At 70.8% G+C, this 19,744-nt stretch carries 19 protein-coding genes; 5 read left to right on the plus strand and 14 right to left on the minus strand.

What is annotated here, in order from left to right; translation table 11 throughout:
* Positions 1–29: 29 nt before the first annotated feature.
* Together MRBLMI12_RS05695 and MRBLMI12_RS05700 are read left to right on the plus strand one after the other, a co-directional pair.
* Entirely contained in the window at positions 30–602 is a 573-nt protein-coding gene (locus MRBLMI12_RS05695) for a TetR/AcrR family transcriptional regulator (protein WP_363354647.1), read from the plus strand.
* A 521-nt stretch (positions 603–1,123) separates the two neighbouring features.
* Positions 1,124–2,224: a DNA polymerase IV gene (locus tag MRBLMI12_RS05700; RefSeq protein ID WP_363354649.1), complete on the plus strand. Its 1,101-nt coding sequence runs from the start codon at positions 1,124–1,126 to the stop codon at positions 2,222–2,224.
* A gap of 16 nt (positions 2,225–2,240) precedes the next feature.
* Here MRBLMI12_RS05700 and MRBLMI12_RS05705 read toward each other — a convergent pair whose 3' ends face one another.
* Genes MRBLMI12_RS05705 through MRBLMI12_RS05730 form a run of 6 tightly spaced genes read right to left on the minus strand, consistent with a single transcriptional unit; the run spans position 2,241 to position 8,806 of the window.
* Entirely contained in the window at positions 2,241–3,377 is a 1,137-nt protein-coding gene (locus MRBLMI12_RS05705) for a zinc-binding dehydrogenase (RefSeq protein WP_363354651.1), read from the minus strand.
* Between the two features lies 1 nt (position 3,378).
* Positions 3,379–4,116, minus strand: a complete 738-nt coding sequence (locus MRBLMI12_RS05710; protein WP_363354653.1) for a phosphonatase-like hydrolase — start codon at positions 4,114–4,116, stop codon at positions 3,379–3,381.
* Positions 4,113–5,264, minus strand: a complete 1,152-nt coding sequence (locus tag MRBLMI12_RS05715; protein WP_363354655.1) for a TIGR03364 family FAD-dependent oxidoreductase — start codon at positions 5,262–5,264, stop codon at positions 4,113–4,115. The genes MRBLMI12_RS05710 and MRBLMI12_RS05715 overlap by 4 nt, the downstream gene beginning before the upstream one ends.
* A complete protein-coding gene (locus MRBLMI12_RS05720; protein ID WP_363354657.1) occupies positions 5,261–7,006 on the minus strand; it encodes a PhnE/PtxC family ABC transporter permease in 1,746 nt (581 codons plus the stop codon). Before MRBLMI12_RS05720 ends, MRBLMI12_RS05715 begins: the two co-directional genes overlap by 4 nt.
* Positions 7,003–7,833, minus strand: a complete 831-nt coding sequence (gene phnC / locus MRBLMI12_RS05725; RefSeq protein WP_363354659.1) for a phosphonate ABC transporter ATP-binding protein — start codon at positions 7,831–7,833, stop codon at positions 7,003–7,005. Before phnC ends, MRBLMI12_RS05720 begins: the two co-directional genes overlap by 4 nt.
* 43 nt (positions 7,834–7,876) lie before the next feature.
* Positions 7,877–8,806, minus strand: coding sequence for a phosphate/phosphite/phosphonate ABC transporter substrate-binding protein (locus tag MRBLMI12_RS05730; protein ID WP_363354661.1), 930 nt, complete (start codon positions 8,804–8,806; stop codon positions 7,877–7,879).
* 173 nt (positions 8,807–8,979) lie between these two features.
* On the opposite strand from MRBLMI12_RS05730, the gene MRBLMI12_RS05735 reads away from it, so the two are divergent.
* The gene (locus tag MRBLMI12_RS05735; RefSeq protein WP_363354662.1) at positions 8,980–9,732 is read left to right on the plus strand and encodes a GntR family transcriptional regulator; all 753 of its coding nucleotides are present in this window, start codon (positions 8,980–8,982) and stop codon (positions 9,730–9,732) included.
* A gap of 7 nt (positions 9,733–9,739) precedes the next feature.
* On the opposite strand, the gene MRBLMI12_RS05740 is transcribed toward MRBLMI12_RS05735, so the two are convergent.
* Positions 9,740–10,603, minus strand: coding sequence for an EamA family transporter (locus MRBLMI12_RS05740; protein ID WP_363354664.1), 864 nt, complete (start codon positions 10,601–10,603; stop codon positions 9,740–9,742).
* A 234-nt stretch (positions 10,604–10,837) separates the two neighbouring features.
* On the opposite strand from MRBLMI12_RS05740, the gene MRBLMI12_RS05745 reads away from it, so the two are divergent.
* Entirely contained in the window at positions 10,838–11,749 is a 912-nt protein-coding gene (locus tag MRBLMI12_RS05745; RefSeq protein WP_363354666.1) for a helix-turn-helix transcriptional regulator, read from the plus strand.
* A gap of 25 nt (positions 11,750–11,774) precedes the next feature.
* On the opposite strand, the gene MRBLMI12_RS05750 is transcribed toward MRBLMI12_RS05745, so the two are convergent.
* From MRBLMI12_RS05750 to MRBLMI12_RS05775, 6 genes are all read right to left on the minus strand, one after another.
* Entirely contained in the window at positions 11,775–12,755 is a 981-nt protein-coding gene (locus MRBLMI12_RS05750) for an aldo/keto reductase (RefSeq protein WP_363354668.1), read from the minus strand.
* 122 nt (positions 12,756–12,877) lie between these two features.
* Positions 12,878–14,539, minus strand: a complete 1,662-nt coding sequence (locus MRBLMI12_RS05755; protein WP_363354670.1) for an FAD-dependent oxidoreductase — start codon at positions 14,537–14,539, stop codon at positions 12,878–12,880.
* Complete coding sequence (locus tag MRBLMI12_RS05760; protein WP_363354672.1) at positions 14,536–14,883, minus strand: UBP-type zinc finger domain-containing protein; 348 nt, start codon at positions 14,881–14,883, stop codon at positions 14,536–14,538. Before MRBLMI12_RS05760 ends, MRBLMI12_RS05755 begins: the two co-directional genes overlap by 4 nt.
* 108 nt (positions 14,884–14,991) lie before the next feature.
* Positions 14,992–16,614 carry a hypothetical protein gene (locus MRBLMI12_RS05765; protein ID WP_363354674.1) on the minus strand — a complete coding sequence of 541 codons (1,623 nt, stop codon included), beginning with the start codon at positions 16,612–16,614 and terminating at the stop codon, positions 14,992–14,994.
* 4 nt (positions 16,615–16,618) lie between these two features.
* Positions 16,619–16,942: a trypco2 family protein gene (locus tag MRBLMI12_RS05770; RefSeq protein WP_363354676.1), complete on the minus strand. Its 324-nt coding sequence runs from the start codon at positions 16,940–16,942 to the stop codon at positions 16,619–16,621.
* 88 nt (positions 16,943–17,030) lie between these two features.
* Entirely contained in the window at positions 17,031–18,224 is a 1,194-nt protein-coding gene (locus MRBLMI12_RS05775; RefSeq protein ID WP_363354678.1) for an MFS transporter, read from the minus strand.
* Positions 18,225–18,307: 83 nt separating this feature from the next.
* Between MRBLMI12_RS05775 and MRBLMI12_RS05780 the strand changes: the two genes are divergently transcribed.
* Positions 18,308–18,880 (plus strand): TetR/AcrR family transcriptional regulator, encoded by a 573-nt coding sequence (locus tag MRBLMI12_RS05780; protein ID WP_363354680.1) that lies wholly within the window; start codon positions 18,308–18,310, stop codon positions 18,878–18,880.
* Positions 18,881–18,891: 11 nt separating this feature from the next.
* Here MRBLMI12_RS05780 and MRBLMI12_RS05785 read toward each other — a convergent pair whose 3' ends face one another.
* Positions 18,892–19,743 (minus strand): DUF6999 family protein, encoded by an 852-nt coding sequence (locus MRBLMI12_RS05785; RefSeq protein WP_363354682.1) that lies wholly within the window; start codon positions 19,741–19,743, stop codon positions 18,892–18,894.
* Between the last annotated feature and the right edge of the window lies 1 nt (position 19,744).

Genomic DNA, 19,744 nt, shown 5'->3' on the forward strand with positions numbered 1-19,744 from the left:
GCGCACTAGGGTGCGAGAGGGAGGTATCGATGGCTCGACCGTCCGTCGCCGAGGAGCGCACTCGGCAGATCGTCGACGCGACGATCCGCACGATCGCCGCGCACGGCATCACCGGAGCCAGCCTCGAGCGCATCGCCGAAGAGGCCGGCATGTCGCGCGGGCACGTGCGGCACTTCGTCGGCAATCGCGAGGAACTGCTGCGCGAGAGCGCGCGCCGGTTCTACTACGAGGACGCCGACGGCGACTCGATGCTCCCCCGCGGCACCGGAGATGTCACGAGCGCCCTCGACTTCCTCTTCGGCGACGAGTTCGCCGCACCGGGCAACGAGAACGCCGTCGTGCTCGGGTTCGTCGAGGCCGCCCGCACCGATCCCGTGCTCGCCGGTCTGCTCGTATCGGCGTATCAGGGCACGCACCATGCGCTGGGCGATCTGCTGGCCGCCGAGCATCCCGCCGCCGAAGCTGCCGCGTGCGCCTCCGTGGCCTACGGCGTCGTCGGCATCGCGCTGCACAACGTCTTCCTGAGCGACATCGCCTCGGCGGCGACCGGCACGGCGACCGCACGCGCCGCGGCCGAGCGGCTCATCGCGACCCTGGGCTGATCCGCCGGGCGCGGCAGCTTCGCGACCCTGGGCTGATCCGCCGGGCAAAGCACCTTCGCGACCCTGGGCTGATCCGCGGGGCGCGGCAGCTTCGCGACCCCTGGGCTGATCCGCGGGGCGCGGCAGCTTCGCGACCCCTGGGCTGATCCGCCGGGCGCGGCAGCTTCGCGACCCTGGGCTGATCCACCGGGCGCGGCAGCTTCGCGACCCTGGACTGATCCGCCGGGCGAGAGTCCTCCCGCCGTTCCTGGCCCACCCGCCCTTCCGGTTCGCCCGACAACAGGTCAACCGGGCTTCCACAGGAGGTTGAATCGACTCGTCCTCCTGTGGAAGCGCGGTTGACCTGTTGAGCGACCGGGTCGACAGGCAACAGGTAGCCGTGGCAGCCGTCGCAGCGGTCGCAGCGGTGGGAGCCGTCGGGGCCATGGGCTATGGACCCTCCGGATCCCTTGCCCTCCTGTGCGGCGTGTCGGCGATGCGGCCTAGTCTCGTCTCATGCGCCGGTCGCGAGAGGCGGGGTCATGAATGCGGATGCCGCGGTGCCGACGCCCGCGGCCAAGCCCTGGGTGCTGCATGTCGATCTCGACCAGTTCATCGCGGCGGTCGAGGTGCTGCGCCGGCCGGAGCTCGCCGGCAAGCCGGTCATCGTCGGTGGCCGCGGAGACCCCACGGAGCGCGCCGTCGTCTCGACCGCGTCGTACGAGGCGCGCGAGTTCGGCGTCGGCTCGGGGATGCCGCTGCGCATCGCGGCACGGAAGATCCCGGATGCCGTCATCCTTCCGGTCGACGCACCGCTGTACCTGGCAGCGTCCGAGCAGGTCATGGCGACCCTGCGCGCCCAGCCCGGTGCGGTGGTGCAGGTGCTCGGCTGGGACGAGGCGTTCGTCGGCGCCGGGACCGACGACCCCGAGGCGTACGCGCGCCGCCTGCAGCAGGACGTGCTCGACCGCACGCGGCTGCACTGCTCGGTCGGCATCGGCGACACGCTCGTGCGCGCCAAGGTCGCGACAGGCTTCGGCAAACCGCGCGGCACCTTCCGGCTGACCGCCGACAACTGGCTCGAGGTGATGGGCGAGCGTCCGACGATCGAGCTGTGGGGCGTCGGGTCCAAGGTGTCGAAGCGGCTCGCGCTGCTCGGCGTCCGCACCGTCGCCGAGCTCGCCGTCGCCGACGAGACGGCGCTGACGGGCGAGTTCGGGCCGCGCATGGGCCTCTGGTACCGGCAGCTCGGCCGCGGCGACGGCTCGGCCGTCGTAGACGACACGCCCTGGGTCGCCCGCGGGCACAGCAAGGAGACCACGTTCCAGGCCGACATCGTCGATCCGGCCGAGATCGAGGCGGCCGCCCGGAGCCTGCTCGACCAGGTGCTGGACGAGGTGGCCGCCGATGACCGCCCGGTCGTCGGCCTCGGACTCAAGGTGCGCTACGCCCCGTTCCTGACCAAGACCTTCACGAAGAAGATCCCCTCGACCGCCGACCGCGCCGTCGTGCTGGCGCGGACCCTCGAGCTCGTCGCGAAGATCGAGCCCGGCCGCCCGATTCGCCTGCTCGGCGTGCGCGCCGAGATGGCGATGCCCGACGACGCGCGCGAGGGACACACGCCGACCCGCGGCGGGTGGTGACGGCCGGGCGACGAGGTCAGAGCCGTGGATCGATCGCGACCCGGACGTCGGTGCCCGCGGCGGCCCGCGCGAGCGCGTCGTCGAGCTCCGACAGAGCGTGCGGCCGTCCGACGAGCTGCGCGAACGGGTAACGGTGCGCGTGCTCCTCGAGGAAGCGGATCGCGCCGGCGAGATCCTGCGGATCGTAGTTGTGGACGCCGCGGACGGTGGTCAGGTTGCGGACGGTGCGCTCGGCGTCGAGGGCGTACGCCGGGCCCGGTGACACACTGCCGACGAGCACGACGACACCTCCGACACCGATCTCGTCGAGCGCCGACGAGACCGCCGCGGAGGCTCCCGACGCCTCGATCGCGATGTCGAGCTCCGGTGCACGCAGACGTCGGAGAGCCCGCGCGAGAGCGCCCGTCTCCGCAGGATCGATCATCGCGGCCGCCCCGAAGGACTTCGCGAGCGCGCGACGCCCCGGATCGGGATCGGCGACGATGACCCGGGCGCCGGCGCGCGTCGCGATCGCCGTGGCGGTGAGACCGATCAGCCCGGCACCCGTCACCAGCACGGTCGCACCGTCCACGTCGACGACGTCGGCAGCGCGGTCGACGGCGGCCCAGGCGGTCGCCGTGGCGCACGCGGCGGGTGCGAGCACGGCAGCCGGGACCGATTCCTCCACGCGCACGATGGCCGTCCCCGCGCGCAGGTGCACGTGTGTGGCGAACCCGCCCGAGAGCTCCCAGCGTGCGACGAGCCGCTCGTGCCCGTACTTGAGCACCTCCCGGCACTTCTGCGGCAGGCCGCGCCGGCAGCGGTCGCACTGCCCGCACGACGCCATGATCGACCACACGACGCGGTCGCCGAGCGCGAGTCGCCGGCCGTCGACGCTGCGGACGTCGTCGAGCAGGGCGACGATCCGTCCCACGTACTCGTGCCCGAGGACGAGCGGCGTCGGCGCCTTGCGATGACCCGAGACGGTGTGCACGTCCGAGCCGCAGACGGTCGACAGCTCCAGCTCGACGAGCACGTCGCCCTCCGCCAGCCGCACTCCGGGAACGGCGATCGCCTCGTGCGGGCGGCCGGGGCCGAGCCACACCATCGCGGTGGCAGGCGGCGCGAGATGCACGTCGCGCGAGGCGACCGGCGCGACGGCCGGCAACGCCACGTCAGGCGTCGATTCCGAGCAGCGCCGGCAGCGCCGACACGTCGTCGACCACGGCATCCGCACCGGCGGCGGTGAGCGCGTCCCGGTCGTGGGCGCCCGTGAGCACACCGACGACGAGGCCGGCACCGGCCGCGCGGCCGGAGGCGATGTCGCTGGTGGTGTCGCCGACGACGACGACGGATGCCACCGACGACGCCTGCGACCGGATCACCGCCGCCAGCACGAGGTCGGGCGCGGGTCGGCCGCGGCCGACGTCGACGGGCGAGAGGGCCGCGTCGACCAGCGCCCGCCAGCCCAGGCCGTTCAGGATCGCGTCACGGGTGGCCGGGGCGAAGCCCGTGGTGAGCACCACGGAGAGTCCCGCTGCCCGCAGTCGCTCGAGCGTCTGCTGGGCTCCGGCGATCGGCGCCACGCCCTCCTCCGCGATGAGCGCGGCGTACGCGCGCTCGAACGCGGCGGTCGCCCGCTCGGCGCGGGCGACGTCGCCCCCCGAGAGGTGCGTGAAGACGTCGATCTTGGACTGGCCCATCGTGCGGCGCACGTAGTCGACGGCCTCCGGCCACGGCATCCGCTCGGCCACTCCCGTCTCGGATGCGGCACGCTCGAAGGCGCGCTCGACGATGCCGTCGTCGCGCACGGTCGTGCCGGCCATGTCGAGCACGACCAGCTCGGCAGGAACGGTCACGGGTGCGGGAGCGATCGCGGGGGCGTTGACGTGAGCGGTGGCGGGGACGGTCATCGGTGGATTCCTTCGGGGGTGGTGGGGACGGTGGTGCCGGCGGCGGCGCCGTCACCGAGGCGGGGGGCGAGGACGGTGTCGGCGAGGCCGAGTCCGGTGGTCATTCCGATGCCGGTCGTCGCGGCGAGCGCGAGCACGCCGGGCTCCGGTTCGGCGACGAGGAAGTCGTCGGGGCCGCTGGCGTACACGCCCTGCCACCGCTCGAGCACGGACGGCCGTGCCCCGAACAGGGTATGGAACTCCTCGAGCAGCAGGTCGGCGGCGGCTTCGGGCTGGAAGGGGGCGATGCCCACACCCTTGTAGTGGGTGTCGCCGACGATCATGGACCCGTCGGGAAGCTGCGTGTACATCTGGTTGAGGTCGAGCGCCGCGAGGTCGGGGCGCTCGGCGTGCAGGCGCTCCCGCACGGCGGTCGCCTCGGGCAGCGCCGCGAATCTGCCGTACCGCACCAGCGACCAGCCGGTCAGCAGCGGAGCGGAGACGGATGCCGCACCTCCGCGCACGCGCAGCATGTCGAGGCCGCAGCGCACGACGCCGACCGCTTCGGCGAGATCGGGCAGGAGCTGGTCGAGGTCGTGGTTCACGGCGACGACCACGAGTCCGGCGTCGAGGGGACCGCGGGTGGTGTGGACGCGCCCCGGCTCGACAGCACCCACAGAGGTGCGGGTGCGGAACTCGACGCCGAGCGTCTCGAGATGCGCGCGGATGGCGGCGGCCGCCGCGCGCGGGTGGGTCTGCAGGTCGGGCTCGACCCACGCGCCCCCCACCGCGATGCCGGGTCGCACCGACGCCCGCTTCTCGAGTTCGCCGGCGTCGAGCAGCTCGATTCCGCCGGCGCCCGCGGCTGCTTCGAGCAGGGCCAGCTCGTCCGCGTGGCGGGCGACGACGAGGGTGCCGGACTCCTGCAGCCAGAATCCCGCGTCGCGCGCGAGGCGCAGCCACAGCGGGCGGGACGCGTCGGCGAACTCGCGCGCGAGTCCCGTCTGCGCGCCGATGCAGAGGTGCCCGAAGTTGCGGACGGTGGCACCGAGCGTCTCGGCCGCACGCTCGATGACGACCACGCTGCACCCGCGGCGCACCGCGGCGTACGCCGCGCCCAGCCCGACGACTCCCGCACCGACGACCGCGACGTCGAATCCACGAGTCATCGGAACACCTTCCTCATCCACATCGCGAGCGCCTCGACGGCGAGCACCGTCACGAGGATCATCAGCACGATCGCGGTGACCATGCCGTAGTTCGCGCCCTGGCTCGCGTTGAGCAGGTAGTAGCCCACCCCGCCACCGCCGACGATGCCGAGGATCGTCGCCGCACGGATGTTGGTGTCGAGCAGGTAGAACGCGTGGCCGACGAGGGCCTGGGCGCCCTGCGGGACGGTGGCGCCCGCGTAGACCTGCAGCCTCGTCGCGCCGGTGGCGAAGAGTGCACGCTCGGGTCCGCGGTCGACCTCTTCGAAGGAATCGGCGATGAGCTTGCCGAGCAGTCCCACACCGCCGACCGCGAGCGCGATCGTGCCGGCTTGCATGCCGAGCCCGGTGATCACGATGAGCACGATGGCGAGGATGATCTCGGGGATGCCGCGGATGCCGACGAGTGCGAACCGCGCGGCGCCGCGGATTCCGCCGTTCGGCGCGACGTTGCGTGCGGCGAAGGAGCCGAGCAGCAGCGAGGCGCCGAGCGCGAGCAGGGTGGCGGCGAGCGCGATGGCGATCGTCTCGCGCAGGGCCTCGAACATGACCTCGGCGCCGTACACGCCGAAGGTCGGCGGCCAGAACTGCACGGCAACGGCGGGGATCTTCGCCCAGAACGTCAGGAAGTCGCCCCAGTTGATCTGGCACACCCAGACGCCGGCGATCACGACGGCCGCAGCCAGCCAGCCCGCCGCGACATTGCGCACACGCTCCGACGTCCACGGCCGGCGGAGCGCCATCTGGGGCGAGCTCGCCCACCCCGCGACCGGTCGCGGGGCGGGACGCCGGGTCGCGGCATCCTGACCGCGCACGAGCCGCCGGCCGACGAGCCGGTCCGCCCAGGAGCCGCGGTCGCCGATGCGCCCGAGCATGGCCGCGCGCACGGCGCTCGAGACGATCTCCATCACGACGCACAGCACGAAGATGACGAGTGCGATGCCGAGACCCAGCCCGTAGTCCAGCGACTTGAACGCGTACGACATCTCGAGGCCGAGGCCGGCCACGCCGACATAGCCGAGCACCACCGAACCGCGCAGATTGATGTCGTTGCGGTGCAGCACCGTGGCGACCCATGACGGGAGCACCTGCGGCAGGACGCCGCCGAAGAACTCCTGCATGCGGGTGCCGCCTGCCGCACGGATGGCGAGGCGCGGTCCTTCGTCGATCTGCTCGATCGCGTCGGCGAACATCTTGGAGATCATGCCGATCGAGTGGATGCCGATCGCGAGGATGCCGGGGAGGGCGCCGAGCGAGAACATCAGCACGAACACCATGGCGAGCACGACGTCGGGCAGGGCCCGCGTCAGTACGCCGACGAAGCGGGCTGCGGCGCGCCAGCCGTTGCCCGGTGTGGTGTTGGATGCCGCCAGGTAGGCGATCGGCACCGACAGCGCCGCGGCCAGCAGCGTGCCGGTGAGCACGAGTCCGAGCGTCAGGGCGACGAGCCACGCGAGCTCGGCGGGCTCGGGGAACGTCAGCGGGCCGACGCGGGCGAAGAAGCGCTCCGCGTTGCCCCAGCTGGCGATCATGTCGGGGATCGAGATCTGCACCTCGCCGAGGGCCGCGACGGAGAGCGCGAGGAGGGCGAGCAGCGTCAGCCCGGCGGCGATGCGTTCGGGCGAGAGGCGGCGCTTCGGCGCCCGCTCGAGGAGGGAGGGCGAGGGCTGCACGATGCGCGGCCGGTCGACGGTGGTGGTCATCGCGCCGGCTCCGCAGCGGCCTCGAGGAGCAGCTCGTCCTGCACCGCGCGCAGTTCGGCCGTGCTGGTCGCGACGCGCCCGTAGATCTCCATGACCTGCGTCTTGGAGAGGTCGCGGGTCGGCAGGTCGAGGACGACCTGGCCGTGGCGAAGGCCGACGATCCGGTCGGCCCACGAGATCGCGAGGTCGACCTGGTGCAGGCTGCACACCACGGTGAGCCCCTCGTCGGCGGCGATCTCGCGGATCAGCGCCATCACCTGGTCGCTCGACTCGGGGTCGAGCGAGGCGACAGGCTCGTCGGCGAGGAGGACGCTCGGATTCTGCATGAGGGCGCGGGCGATCGCCACGCGCTGCTGCTGGCCGCCCGACAGGGTGTCGGCGCGCTGGTAGGCGCGATCGAGCAGCCCGACGCGGTCGAGGTGTCCGAGGGCGGCCAGCCGGCGCGCCTTCGAGTACGACCACAGCCCGAGTCGCGGGCCGCGCACGCCGGCCAGCGACCCGGTCAGCACATTCTCGAGCACCGTCAGCGACGGGACGAGCTCGAACTGCTGGAAGATGAAGCCGACGCTGGAGCGCAGGGTGCGCAGGCGCCGGCCGGAGAGGCGCGGCACGTCCTCGCCGAGCACCTCGACGGAACCGGAGGTCGGAACCTCCAGCCCGTCGAGGTGCCGCAGCAGGGTGGACTTGCCGGAGCCCGAGAGACCGAGCAGCACGACGATCTCGCCGCGACCCACGGTGAGCGAGACGCCGTCGAGGGCGGTGGTGGCGCCGAAGCGCTTGACGACGCCGTCCAGTCGGACGACCGTCTCGGATGCGGTGGTGTTCATGTCTGCTCGGTCCTCGCGTGCGGTTCTGATCAGCGGGTGGAGGTCAGCCCTGGCACTGGGTGGCGTCGGTCTTCTCGCAGATGTCGCGGATCAGGTCGTAGTACGCGTCGTCCACCGGCTTGGTCTCGTAGAAGACACTGCGGAACCCGTCCGAGTCGGCGCTGTCGACGCCGCTGGCGATGATGTCGTCGATCGTGACCTCGGCGAGGATGTCGACGAGCTGGTCCTTCACGTCGTCCGGCAGCGTGTTCGAGTACACCAGCGGCGCGCCCGGCACCATGGTCTCCTCGATGACGCGCACCTTGTCGGACTTCTCGACCTCGCTGTCCTCGGCGAAGCCGGCCTCGCACTCGACGCCCTCACCGGTCTTCTGCACGCTCACGTCGTGCTTGCCCGCGAACACCGGCGTGACATCGGCCTCGGGGTCGATGCCCTCCTCGAGCAGGTTGTAGGACGGGAACAGATATCCCGACGTCGACGAAGGGTCGACGAAGCAGACCTTCTTGCCGGCGAAGTCGGCGAGGGACTCGATGTCGCTGGCCGTCGGCACGATCGCCTGCGAGAAGTACCCCGGCTCCTGGCCCTCCTCGGTGACGATGGACGAGATCGGGGTGAGCTCGGCACCGTTGTTGGTGGCGGTCACGTAGGTGAAGCCCGAGAACGAGGCGACGTCGATCTTGCCGGCGATGGCCGCCTCGATGAGCGCGGCGTAGTCGGTGGACTCGTGGTACTCCACGGTCTTGCCGGTCTCCTGCGCGATGTAGTCCATGAGCGGCTGGTAGTTGGTCTCGGTGTCGGCCGAGTCGGGCACCACGCCGAAGACGAGGGTGCCGGCGTCGACGGCATAGCCGGCGGTCGTGGCGCTGTCTTCGTCAGTGGTAGCACCGGCGGTGCCGGAGCACGCGGACAGACCGAGCGCGAGGAGTGCGGCGCCGGCGAGTGCGATCGACGCGTTCTTTGCACGGAGGTTCATGACAGCCTTTCGGGTGAGGGGAGGGATGAAGAACCTCCAGAACTCTCGCACCCCGACTGCAGACAAATGTACCTACGTAGTCATTGTTCAAAGGTTGTTCACCTAACTCGACGCCAGACGAACAGTCGGTGCCGCCGTTCCCGCCAGACTGCTGCGCTGAGTAGTATTCCCATGTGGCAGACACTGTGTACAAGCTGATCGCAGACGATCTGCGCGGACTCATCGTCAGCGGGCGGCTCGCGCCCGGCGACGATGTGCCCACCGAGGCCGAGCTCGCGCAGCGCTGGAACACCTCGCGCGGCCCGATCCGCAACGCTCTCGCGACACTGCGCAACGAGGGACTCATCGAGACCACCCGCGGACGACCGGCTCGCGTCACCGCGCGCAAGGCCCATCAGGCCGTCGACGTCTCGATCCCGTTCACGAGGTGGGCACGCGACATCGGCGCGGTACCCGGTGCGCGCACCCAGGAGGTGAGCCTGCGGCGGGCGGATGCCGAGAAGGCGGCGCTCCTCGGAATCGCGGAGGGCGACCTCGTCGTCGACGTGCTGCGCCTGCGACTGCTCGACGGCCGCCTGACCATGCTCGAGCGCCTCACCTACATCGAGCCCGTCGGCCGTGTGCTGTTCGGCGTCGATCTCGACACCGTGTCCATCACCGAGTACCTCGAGGAGCACGGCACCGGCTCGGCAGACGTGGACCACGAGATCGATGCGATCGCGGCGGACGATACCGACAGCCGCCTGCTCGAGGTGCCCCTCGGCTCCCCCGTCCTGCGCCTGCGCCGCGTCACACGGGATGCCGCCGGACGCACGTTCGAGGCATCCGATGACCGGTATCTGAGCGACGTGGTGCGGTTCACCGTGTCGGCCTCCGGGCGCTCGCGCCAGGGCGACGCGTATGTGCGCCCGCTGGGCAGCGCCTGACCCCGCCTCACACCGCGAGCAGCGCGATCCCGGCGACCACCACCGCGGACGCGACCAGGCGCGCGCCCGGGCGCGCCTCGCGCAGCACGAACGCGCCGAAGAGGCTCACGAGCACCACGCTCACCTCGCGCATCGGAGCGACGATCGACACCGGCGCGATCGTGACGGCTGCGAGCACCAGAATGTACGACAGCGGAGACAGGATGCCGAACACCAGCAGTCGCCGCCAGTCCCGTCGCAGCATCCGCAGGCCCTCAGGAAGTCGGCGTCCGAGAAGCGCGGTGAAGACGGGGACCTCGAGGGCGGTGCAGCCGACCATGAACGCGACCGGCGAGATGCTCCAGGTGCGCAACGCCTGGGCATCCCACAGCGTGTAGGCGGCGATCGCCGCACCGGTGAGGAGACCGAAGACGATGGCGGGATCGAATCGTCCGGCGCGCGTCGAGCTGCCCCGATCGATGTAGCCGATGCCGATCACGCCCGTGATGATCGCGGCGACGCCGACGAGCGCGATCGGTGAGGGACGCTCGCCGAGCACCGCGACCGCGATCACGACGGTGATCAGCGGACCAGTCCCCCGCGCCGTCGCGTAGACGGTGGAGAGATTGCCGACGGCGTAGCCCCGCTGCAGCACGAGCATGTACACCACGTGCAGCGCGGCCGACACCGCCACGCCGATCGCGAACCCCTGCAGCTCGCCGGCGCCGATCCCTCCGGTCAGCGGCACCAGCGGGAACCAGAGGACGGTGCTCGCAACCGATCCGGCCCACAGGAACGGCAGTCCGGAGCGGCTGGCTCCGTGCGCGATCACGTTCCACGACGCGTGGGCGATGGCGGCGGCGAGGACGAGCAGGATGGCGAGAGTGGACACGCGGGACCCTTCCGCTCGCCGCGGGCGCGACGAACCGGGTCCTCCGGGCTTTTGTCCTGTCAGATGACGACCTGACGCACGGGCGGCAGATCGTGGCGCCGCTCGGACCAGGCGAGCCGAAGCTCCGGAACCCTAGGCGCTATCGCGCACACCGTAGCAGGTCGACGTGTCGTGCCGTGTGCCGGGCACTCGCAGAGCCTGTCACCGGCGCTCCGGGCGGCCTAGCGTGGAGTCATGGCTGACATTCGTGCCGAGGTGAAGGAGTTCCTGAGCTCGCGCCGCGCCCGGCTCACCCCCGAGCAGGCGGGACTGCCTGCGTATGGCGGCAACCGCCGCGTCGCGGGGCTGCGCCGCGAGGAGGTGGCGATGCTCGCCGGCGTCTCGGTGGACTACTACGTGCGTCTCGAGCGCGGCAACCTCGCGGGCGCCTCGGAGGGCGTGCTGGATGCGATCGCCCGCACCCTCCAGCTCGACGAGGCGGAGCGCCAGTATCTGTTCGATCTCGCCCGTGCCGCCGGTCCGGCGCGCAGGCCGGTGCGGAGCGCTGCATCGACCGTGCGCCCCGCCGTCACGCAGGTGCTCGATGCGATCACCGAGGCGCCGGCGTGGGTCCGCAACGGCCGGCACGACATCATCGCGGCGAACCTGCTCGCCCGCGCGCTGTACTCCCCCGTGTTCGACGACCCGCGGCGGCCGGTGAACACCACCCGCTTCGCCTACCTGAATCCCGCGGCCCGTGAGTTCTGGCGCGACTACGACCAGATCACCCACGACTCCGCCGCGATGCTGCGGATGGAGGCGGGTCGGAACCCCCATGATCCCGACCTCATCCGGCTCGTCGGAGAGCTGTCGACGCAGAGCGAGCTGTTCCGCGAGCGGTGGGCGTCGCGCGACGTGAAGTTCCACCGCAGCGGCCTGAAGCGCCTGCACCATCCGGTGGTCGGCGACCTCGATCTCAACTACGAGTCCATGGACCTGCCCAGCGAACCTGGCCTCGTGCTGAACGTCTACACCGCGCCGATGAACTCGTCGTCCGCCGATGCCCTCAAGCTGCTGGCGTCGTGGGCGGCGACGCAGGCGGCAGAGTTCGCCGCCCACGACGCCACGGTCGCGGGGACGGATGCCGCAGCCGCGTCCGCGCGCTGACCTCCGGCATCCGTCTCCGCGGTCGTCACAGACCCACCATCGCCATGCCGCCGTCGTCGTAGCGGTTGCCGGCCACGACGGCGGCGAGCGCATCGAGCGTCGCGATGTCGTCGGCCGACAGCGGCACGCCGGTGGCCCCGGCGTTCTCGTCGACGCGCTCGCGCCGGCGGGTGCCCGGGATCGGGACCACGAACGGATGCCGCGACAGCAGCCACGCGAGGGCCACCTGGCCGGGCGTCGCCCCGCGTGCGGCGGCGATGTCGCGCACCCCGTCGACGATGGCCTGGTTGGCCCGCAGGTTGTCGGGCTGGAAGCGCGGAACCCGGCCGCGGATCTCATCGGCGCCGAAGGTGGAGTCGGCCGACACGGTGCCCGTGAGGAAGCCCTTGCCCAGCGGGCTGAACGGCACGAACCCGATGCCGAGCTCGACGCACGTCGGCAGCACCTCGGGCTCGGGGTCGCGGGTCCACAGCGAGTACTCGCTCTGCACGGCCGTCACCGGGAACACCGCGTGCGCGCGCCGGATCGTCCCGGCCCCTGCCTCGGAGAGCCCGAAGTGCTTCACCTTCCCAGCCGCGACGAGTTCGCCGACGGCGCCCGCGACGTCCTCGATCGGCACGTCGGGATCGACCCGGTGCTGGTAGAACAGGTCGATCGCCTCGACGCCGAGCCGCTGCAGCGACGCGTCGGCGACGCGCCGGATCTGCTCGGGTCGCGAGTCCGTGCCCTGCATGCTGCCGTCGACGATGTCCCACCCGAACTTGGTGGCCACGACGACCTGGTCGCGGATCGGGGCGATCGCCTCGCCGACGAGCACCTCGTTGTCGTACGGCCCGTAGACCTCGGCGGTGTCGATGAACGTGACACCGTGCTCGACCGCGTAGCGGAGCACGCCGATCATGTCGTCGCGGTCGCCGGGGTTGGGACCGTAACTCATCGACATCCCCATCGCGCCGATGCCGATCGCCGAGACCTCGAGGCCCTGACCGAGTTTCCTGGTGTGCATGGATCCTCCTCGTGCCCGGGGGGCGCTCGCTCCCCACGGCATCCCCCATCTCACTCCCGTGAGGGCGTCGACGGGAGACCCCCGCGTGACAGGTACTGCCAGACCCCCTGACACACCGCCGCTCAGCGGAAGTCGGCCAACGCCCGGTGCACCGACGCGACCGCGCTGGAGCCCTCGCCGACGGCGGCGGCGACGCGCTTCATCGACCCGCGACGCACGTCCCCGGCCGCGAAGATCCGCGGCACGGAGGTCTCGAACGGCAGCGGCTCCCTTCCGAGCCCCTGCCAGCGCTGGAGCGACTGGACCGACACGTCGGTGCCGGTGCGGAGGAACCCGTCGGCATCGCGGTCGAGATCGGCGAGCCACGACGTGGCGGGCTCCGCGCCGATGAAGCAGAAGAGCCCGCGCGCCGCGACATCCCCCACCGAATCGATGCTCACGCGCTCGAGGGTGGACTGACCGTCCAGCCCGACGACGCGCGAGCCGGTGTGGACGTCGATGCGCGGATCCTCGAGCAGACGATCCACGAGATACGACGACATCCGCGTGCCGAGGTCGGAGCCGCGCACCACCAGGTGCACGGGGCAGCCGTTCGCGGCAAGATACAGCGACGCCTGGCCGGCGGAGTTCGCGCCGCCCACGACGACGACGGGCGACTCGAAGACCTGGCGCAGTTCGAGCGGCGTCGCCGCGTAGTAGATGCCGGCGCCCTCGAACTCGTTCCAACGCTCCAGGTCGAGGGTGCGGTAGGCGGCGCCGGACGTGACGATCACGGTCCGCGTGCGGATGAGGCGCCCGTCGGTGAGAGCGATGTCGATGTCGTCGCCGACCGGTCGGAGGTCGACGGCCTCGCAGGGCGCATAGACGCGGACCCCGAACTTCAGCGCCTGGAGCGACGCCTGGCCGATCAGATCGCCGCCGCTGACTCCGAACGGGAATCCGAGGAAGTTCTCGATCCTCGACGTCGCCGCCGCCTGCCCGCCCGGCGCGACGGCATCCAGCAGCACCGTGTCGAGACCTTCGGACGCACCGTAGATGGCCGCGGCCAGACCGGCCGGCCCGCCGCCGACGACGACGAGATCGACGACCTCGTCGGCGCGCGCCTGATAGCTCAGCCCGAGGCGCTCGGCGACCATGCCCGGCGTCGCGCGCGCCATCGGCTCGCCCTGGATGAACGCCACCGGCAGATCCTCGAGGCCGATGCCGTGCTCACCGAGCGTCCAGAGATCGCCGGGCGCCAGTTCGATCGCGGTGTGCACCAGATCGACCCGCTCCGCGAAGCGTCGGAGAGCCAGGAACTCGCGCGACGAACGGGGTCCGACCAGCTTCAGGGTCAGCGCGGCAGGTCCGCGGCGGAGGATCTCGCGTCGAGCCCAGAGGGCGTGCAGCACGATGTCGCACAGCTCGTCGTCCTCCGCCATCAGCAGACGCAGCCGGGAGCGGCTCACCCGCAGCATCCGGCCCGGCTTCGAAGCGCGCGCCGACAGGAACGCCCCCTGCCCGTTCAGCAGGCCCAGCTCGCCGACGAAGCTGCGCGGACCCATCGTGCCGACCACCGTCTCGTCGACCCAGCCGAAGGAGACACGGACGATCTCGATCTCGCCGGTGTCGACCAGGATCAGGTCGTAGTCGAGGTCGCCGGCCTGGAAGAGGTACTCGCCCTCCGCGACCTCCTGCGGCTCGCCGAAGGCGAGGAGCCGGTCCCACTGCGCGTCTGTCAGGGCCGGCTTCATCATGCGTTCGATCTCACGCTGCTTCGCCGGCGAGATCTCGTGAGAGGTCATCGGTGGATCAACTCCCGCCAGTCGGCGGGCAGCCTGCCCGCCGGGCCGGGCGACGGCTGCGTGACCGGTCGCGAGACGGGCGGCGCGAGGACGGGCCCGTTGACGTAGTCGCCGGCGACGTAGTCCCAGAACCAGTCCTCGCCCGGCTCGAAGCTGCGCACGTAGCGGTGCCCCCTCGTGCGGAAGTGCGCCGTCGCGTGCTGCGCCGGCGACGTGTCGCAGCATGCGACGTGCCCGCACACTGCGCACCGCCGCAGGTGCACCCACCAACCGCCGACGGCGTCGCACTCCGCGCACCCCTCGCCCGAGGGCGGCACGGTGGGGTCGATCTCATCCAGGCTCATCGGGCCTGCCTCTCGTCCTACGCGTTCCATCGGTGCGATGCTAACGCGCCCGGGGGCAGGCGTGGCCGACAGGACGATGTCCGCGCGGCGGCAGAGCCTCATGACCGATCACGCGACGTCGAGCGCTGCTCGGCCCACCTGCGTCAGTGTCAGCTGGTACCGCGCCACCCATCGGGCCCATCCGTCGCGAACGAGTGCGTTGACGAGGTCATAGGTCTTCGCCTGCACCTGCGGCACGGCACGGGTGAAGTCCGGGTGGCGCACGTCGACGTCACCCGACCGCAGCAGCCGCAGAAAGCTCATGATGTACGGGTCCTGATCCGCGAGAAGCGTCGAAATGCCGGGGTCGAGGTGCTCCAGATACGCAGCATGGTGGCGAAAGCCGAGAAGCAGCATGGCCGCGTCGCGCTCAGCATCCGTTCGCTCATCGGCGGGCAGCGCGATCCCCGACTCGCGGAGCGACAGGCGCGTCATGTACGCCCGGTGGAAGGCGTACTTGGACATCTCGCGGTACTCCTTCGACGCCGCGAACTCCGGATCGGCGAGTTCTCGGTTGATCTGCGATCGCTCGACCGCCAGACATTCGGATGCCCCGGAGAGACCGACCAGGACGGCGTCTGCCGCGCCTGAAGAGTCGAGCAGCCTCGCCGCCGCCGACACCCGACCAAGGCCGGCCGCGCAAAGATCTGCGGCACGCAGCCTCATGCTCGGGCTCCCACCTGCTCTCACCGTCTCAAGAACCCGGACGACAGTCTCATATCCGGTCACCACATCCGAGACGTCGGGACCGTCGATGCGCAACCCGTGCGCGATCGTTCGGTCATCACGCTCGCCGCCAGTCGCCTCGATGAGGATCCTCCCCGCAGCGCCTACCTTTTCGGCGTCGAAGAAGATGACGGGGACGTCCACCAACGGCGAAGCAGCGAGCGACTCGTACTGGTGAAGGCCGTTGCGCACCCCGGAGAACGAGTAGCTGACTGTCGGCCAGCCGTCCACTCTGAGCTGCACGCTCACCGGCGACAGGAGGGGAACGTGCGAGGGGCCGTGAACTTCGAGACGCTCGCCGCGGGGACCTCCGGTCCGCCGCGGTGCCCACTGACTCTCCAGCGTGATGCCGGCCTCTCGCGCAACCCGCTCGAAGTCGGGGTCCTCCATGAGCGGCGCAGCCGGCCGCGCCTCGATCGAGGTCGCGTCATCCTCTCGCACGAGGCGGCGCTGGATGCCGACGAGCCTGTCCAAGCTGAACACCGCGGCTCCCGACATCCCGCTCCAACCAGATCTGACGCTGCCGCCCGTGCGATGGGGCTGCAGCACCAGATTGCCCTCCGGCGAGGTGTCCGACGGCTCGAAGATGCCTCGGACGAGGCGGCCGCCTTCCCGCAGGCTGTGGTCCGGGGCGGTCTCTGTGGACCAGAGTGGCCAACCGTACATCTCGAACGTCAGGCTGTCGCGGCCGACCGGTTCGACAACGCCGATGGCGACCGGCGCGACATCGTCCCACCCGTGACAGCGCAGGAGCGCTGCGTCGGCAGCGTGAGAGCTGCAGACCAGGCTCGCAGGAGCCGCGAGCGATGACGCCCGCGGGCGCACCTCCAGACGTCCGGTCCTCAGAAAGTGTTGGGACGTCAGCACCAGCCCAGCGGCGACGACATATCCGCTCGCTCGTTGTTTCCCGTCCTGGATGACCGCGACCGCGCGGTCGGGATCGAAAGACGCGTCCGACCAGGCCATGACGCTATTCGCGGCCGGTCAGGAGCGACCCGCCGCCGGCGTCGCGAGGGGTCAACGGCACGGTGAGCGCGACGGTTGCAGAGCGGGTGGAGGACGCATTAGCCCCTGCATTGACGACCCAGAACTTCACGCCGCCGCTCGCCCCCAGCTCTCGTTCGACGACCACGGACAGTTCGATCGACACTTCACCGACCTCGAAGCGGATCTCCTCGTCTTGCGCCTTCGTCACCGCTTCTGCGAGTTCCCGGCGGAGCTCGCCGATCGCATCAGCCAGCGACACTGATCCGAACGAACTGTCGGCGGCCTGAGCATCATCGTCGAATGTCATGGTCGACGATATCGCCGCACCGGTGTGTGGCGGCAGTCCCTCTGCGCCAGCGCGAAGGTGGGCGAGCCCGTGGTGCCACCGCTGCGACTCAGGCCTGATCGACCAGCACCGGCGTGCGCCGCCGACCGCCGATGAGGGGTGCGATCAGTGCGGCGACGATGACGAACACCAGTGGGATGATCAGAGCCGCACGCAGGCCGAACTCGTCTCCGGCGAAGCCGAGCGCCGGCGGACCGACGAGGAACGCGACATAGCCCGCCGTCGCCACGAGCGACACGCGCGCCGCGGAATCGGGGCCGGAGTCGCCCGCCGCACTGATCGCGACCGGGAATCCGAGGGATGCACCCAGTCCCCACAACAACACGGCGGCCGCCGCCACGAGCTGATGGTCGACGAAGATCACCAGGGCGAGGCCGACCGCGGCGAACACACCGCTCGCCGAGAGCACCGCGGGGCGGCCGAACCGCTCGATGAACCACCCGCCGGAGAATCGGCCGATCGTCATCGCGGCGGCGAACACAGCGTAGATCGTGGAGCCGAGCGCGGGATCGAAGCCATGACCGTCGACCATCACCAGCGGGAGCCAGTCGTTCGCGGTCCCCTCGGCGAGCGCCATGGCGAGGATGATCACGCCGATCAGCAGCAGGCGGGAGTCCTTCCACAGGGCGCGGCGGCTCTCGGTGACGGCGGTGGTGTCGACACCGTGGGCGCGGCCGGTGTGCGCGGGCAGCGCCGGCACCGAGAGCATGACGGCGGCGAGCGCGATCACGCCGACGAGGCCCAGGTGCCAGGCCACGGGGAAGCCGGCGGCGGTTGCCCAGATCCCGATGACGGCTCCAACCAGGGTGCCCAGGCTGAAGCATCCGTGCAGGGTCGGAAGGAACGATCGCTCGCTGACCCGCTCGATGTCGGCACCCTCGACGTTCATCGCCACCTCGCCACCGCCCATCCCGGCGCCGAAGAGGAAGAGTCCTGCGGCCACGACGAACGGGCTGCCCACTGCGGCGCCGATGCCGATGACGGGCATGCTCACCACGATCGCCGTCGCGCCGACCGTGATGACCGGCCGTGCTCCGAGCCGCGCGACGAGGGCGCCGGATGACAGGATGCCGATCATCGAGCCGAGCGAAAGCCCGAAGAGCACGAGACCCATCTGCGCGGTCGAGGCGCCGAGGAGGTCGCGGATGTCGGGCGTCCGGGTGACCCACGACGCGATCCCGACGCCGGGGACGAAGAACAGCGTCGCCAGTGCGAGGCGGCGCGCAGACAGGGACGAGAGCATCGGCATCCTTCAAATATGTACGTTCGTACACAACAGATCTGTACTATCGTACACAGCCGTTCGCCGACGAGACGAGGTGACCCATGGCCGCACGGGGTGCGAACGATCCGGATCGCCGCGACCGGATCATCGCCGCGACGCTCGCCGTGATCGGCGAGCGGGGTGTGCATCAGACCAGCCACCGCGTCATCGCCGCTCGGGCAGGCGTGCCGCTCGGATCGCTGACCTACTACTTCGACGGGCTCTCCGACATCCTCGAGCAGGCCTTCGCCGCACTCGCGGAGCGGATGTCGGAGCAGTACCGCGCGACCCTCGCGGCGGCGCGCAGCCGCGAGGAGGCGAGTGCGGCGGTCGTCGATCTGATCTGCGGCTCGTACGCGACGCCCGACGACGTCCGGGCCCTGTTCGAGATGTACTCGTTCGGCAACTACGACGCCAAGGTGCACGATCTCTGCCGCGACTGGCTGCTCCTCAGCCGCGCCAGCCTGGGCCTGCATTTCAGCGAACCGACGGCACGCGCGCTCGACGCGCTCGTGGAGGCCTGGCCGATGCACCAGGCCTGGGAGGGCACCCCGCTGGATCGCGACTACGTCGCCGCCGTCGTGCAAGCGCTCGTCGACCGCTTCGAGCCTGCCACGGAGTCCCGAACGGGCTGACCGCCCGGGCCTCAGTCGAACGCAGCAGGCGTCTCGCGGGGGTAGGCGCCGCCGGCGAGCTTCACCAGCTGCGCATGGGCGTACTCGCAGACGAGGGCATGGCGGTAGACCATGCGCGGCACATCGACGTTCGAGTCCATCCAGAGACTCATGCCCGCGAGTTTCCAATGCCGGAACGTGTCGTCGTCGCACACGAGCGCCAGGATCTCGAGGAACGAGTCGTCGAACCGGATCGAGTGCACCGCTCGGCGGTACTCCTCGACGGTGAGGGCCATCGAGAACGGGATGTTCATGAAGCACAGCGCCGTCTGGATGTCGAGGTTGAGCAGCCGGCGCCGCCGCCGCTCGGCATCCAGGTGCGGGATGTCGAGCTGGGTGAAGTCGAGGTGCTCCGGCGGGGTCAGCGGGATCCCGTCGAGCGCGATCAGCACGTCGTACACGTTGACGTCGTGCTCGACGACGGCCGAGTCTCCGAGCCCTGCGAGCGTCTCGGGGCGAAGCGTCACCGGCTCCATCTCGACCGAGGTGTTGCGGATGATGAAGTTGACGAGATTGGTCTCGACCACGAAATGCCGGATGAGCAGCTCGACGGCATCGGGCGAGACGAACCGGCGGAGGAACCACACGCACAGCGTGTCCATCGTGCGCAGCGGCATCCACCGGAACGGCAGCACGCGCTTGACGATCGAGACGAGCGCGACGAGGACGCGCGAGACCACGCGAGCGACGGGATAGAGCCAGCGGCGTGAGAGGCGTCGCTGGTCGTCGATGATCTGCCGCACGAGCGCGCGGTCGAGGGGCACCGAGGGATCGGCGTACACCGCCTCCCACATGCTCGGGTCCGTCCGCACGAACTGCGGCATG

Origin of the sequence: Microbacterium sp. LMI12-1-1.1 (assembly GCF_040676455.1) — a bacterium.
In the GTDB taxonomy this organism is placed as follows: Bacteria; Actinomycetota; Actinomycetes; order Actinomycetales; family Microbacteriaceae; genus Microbacterium.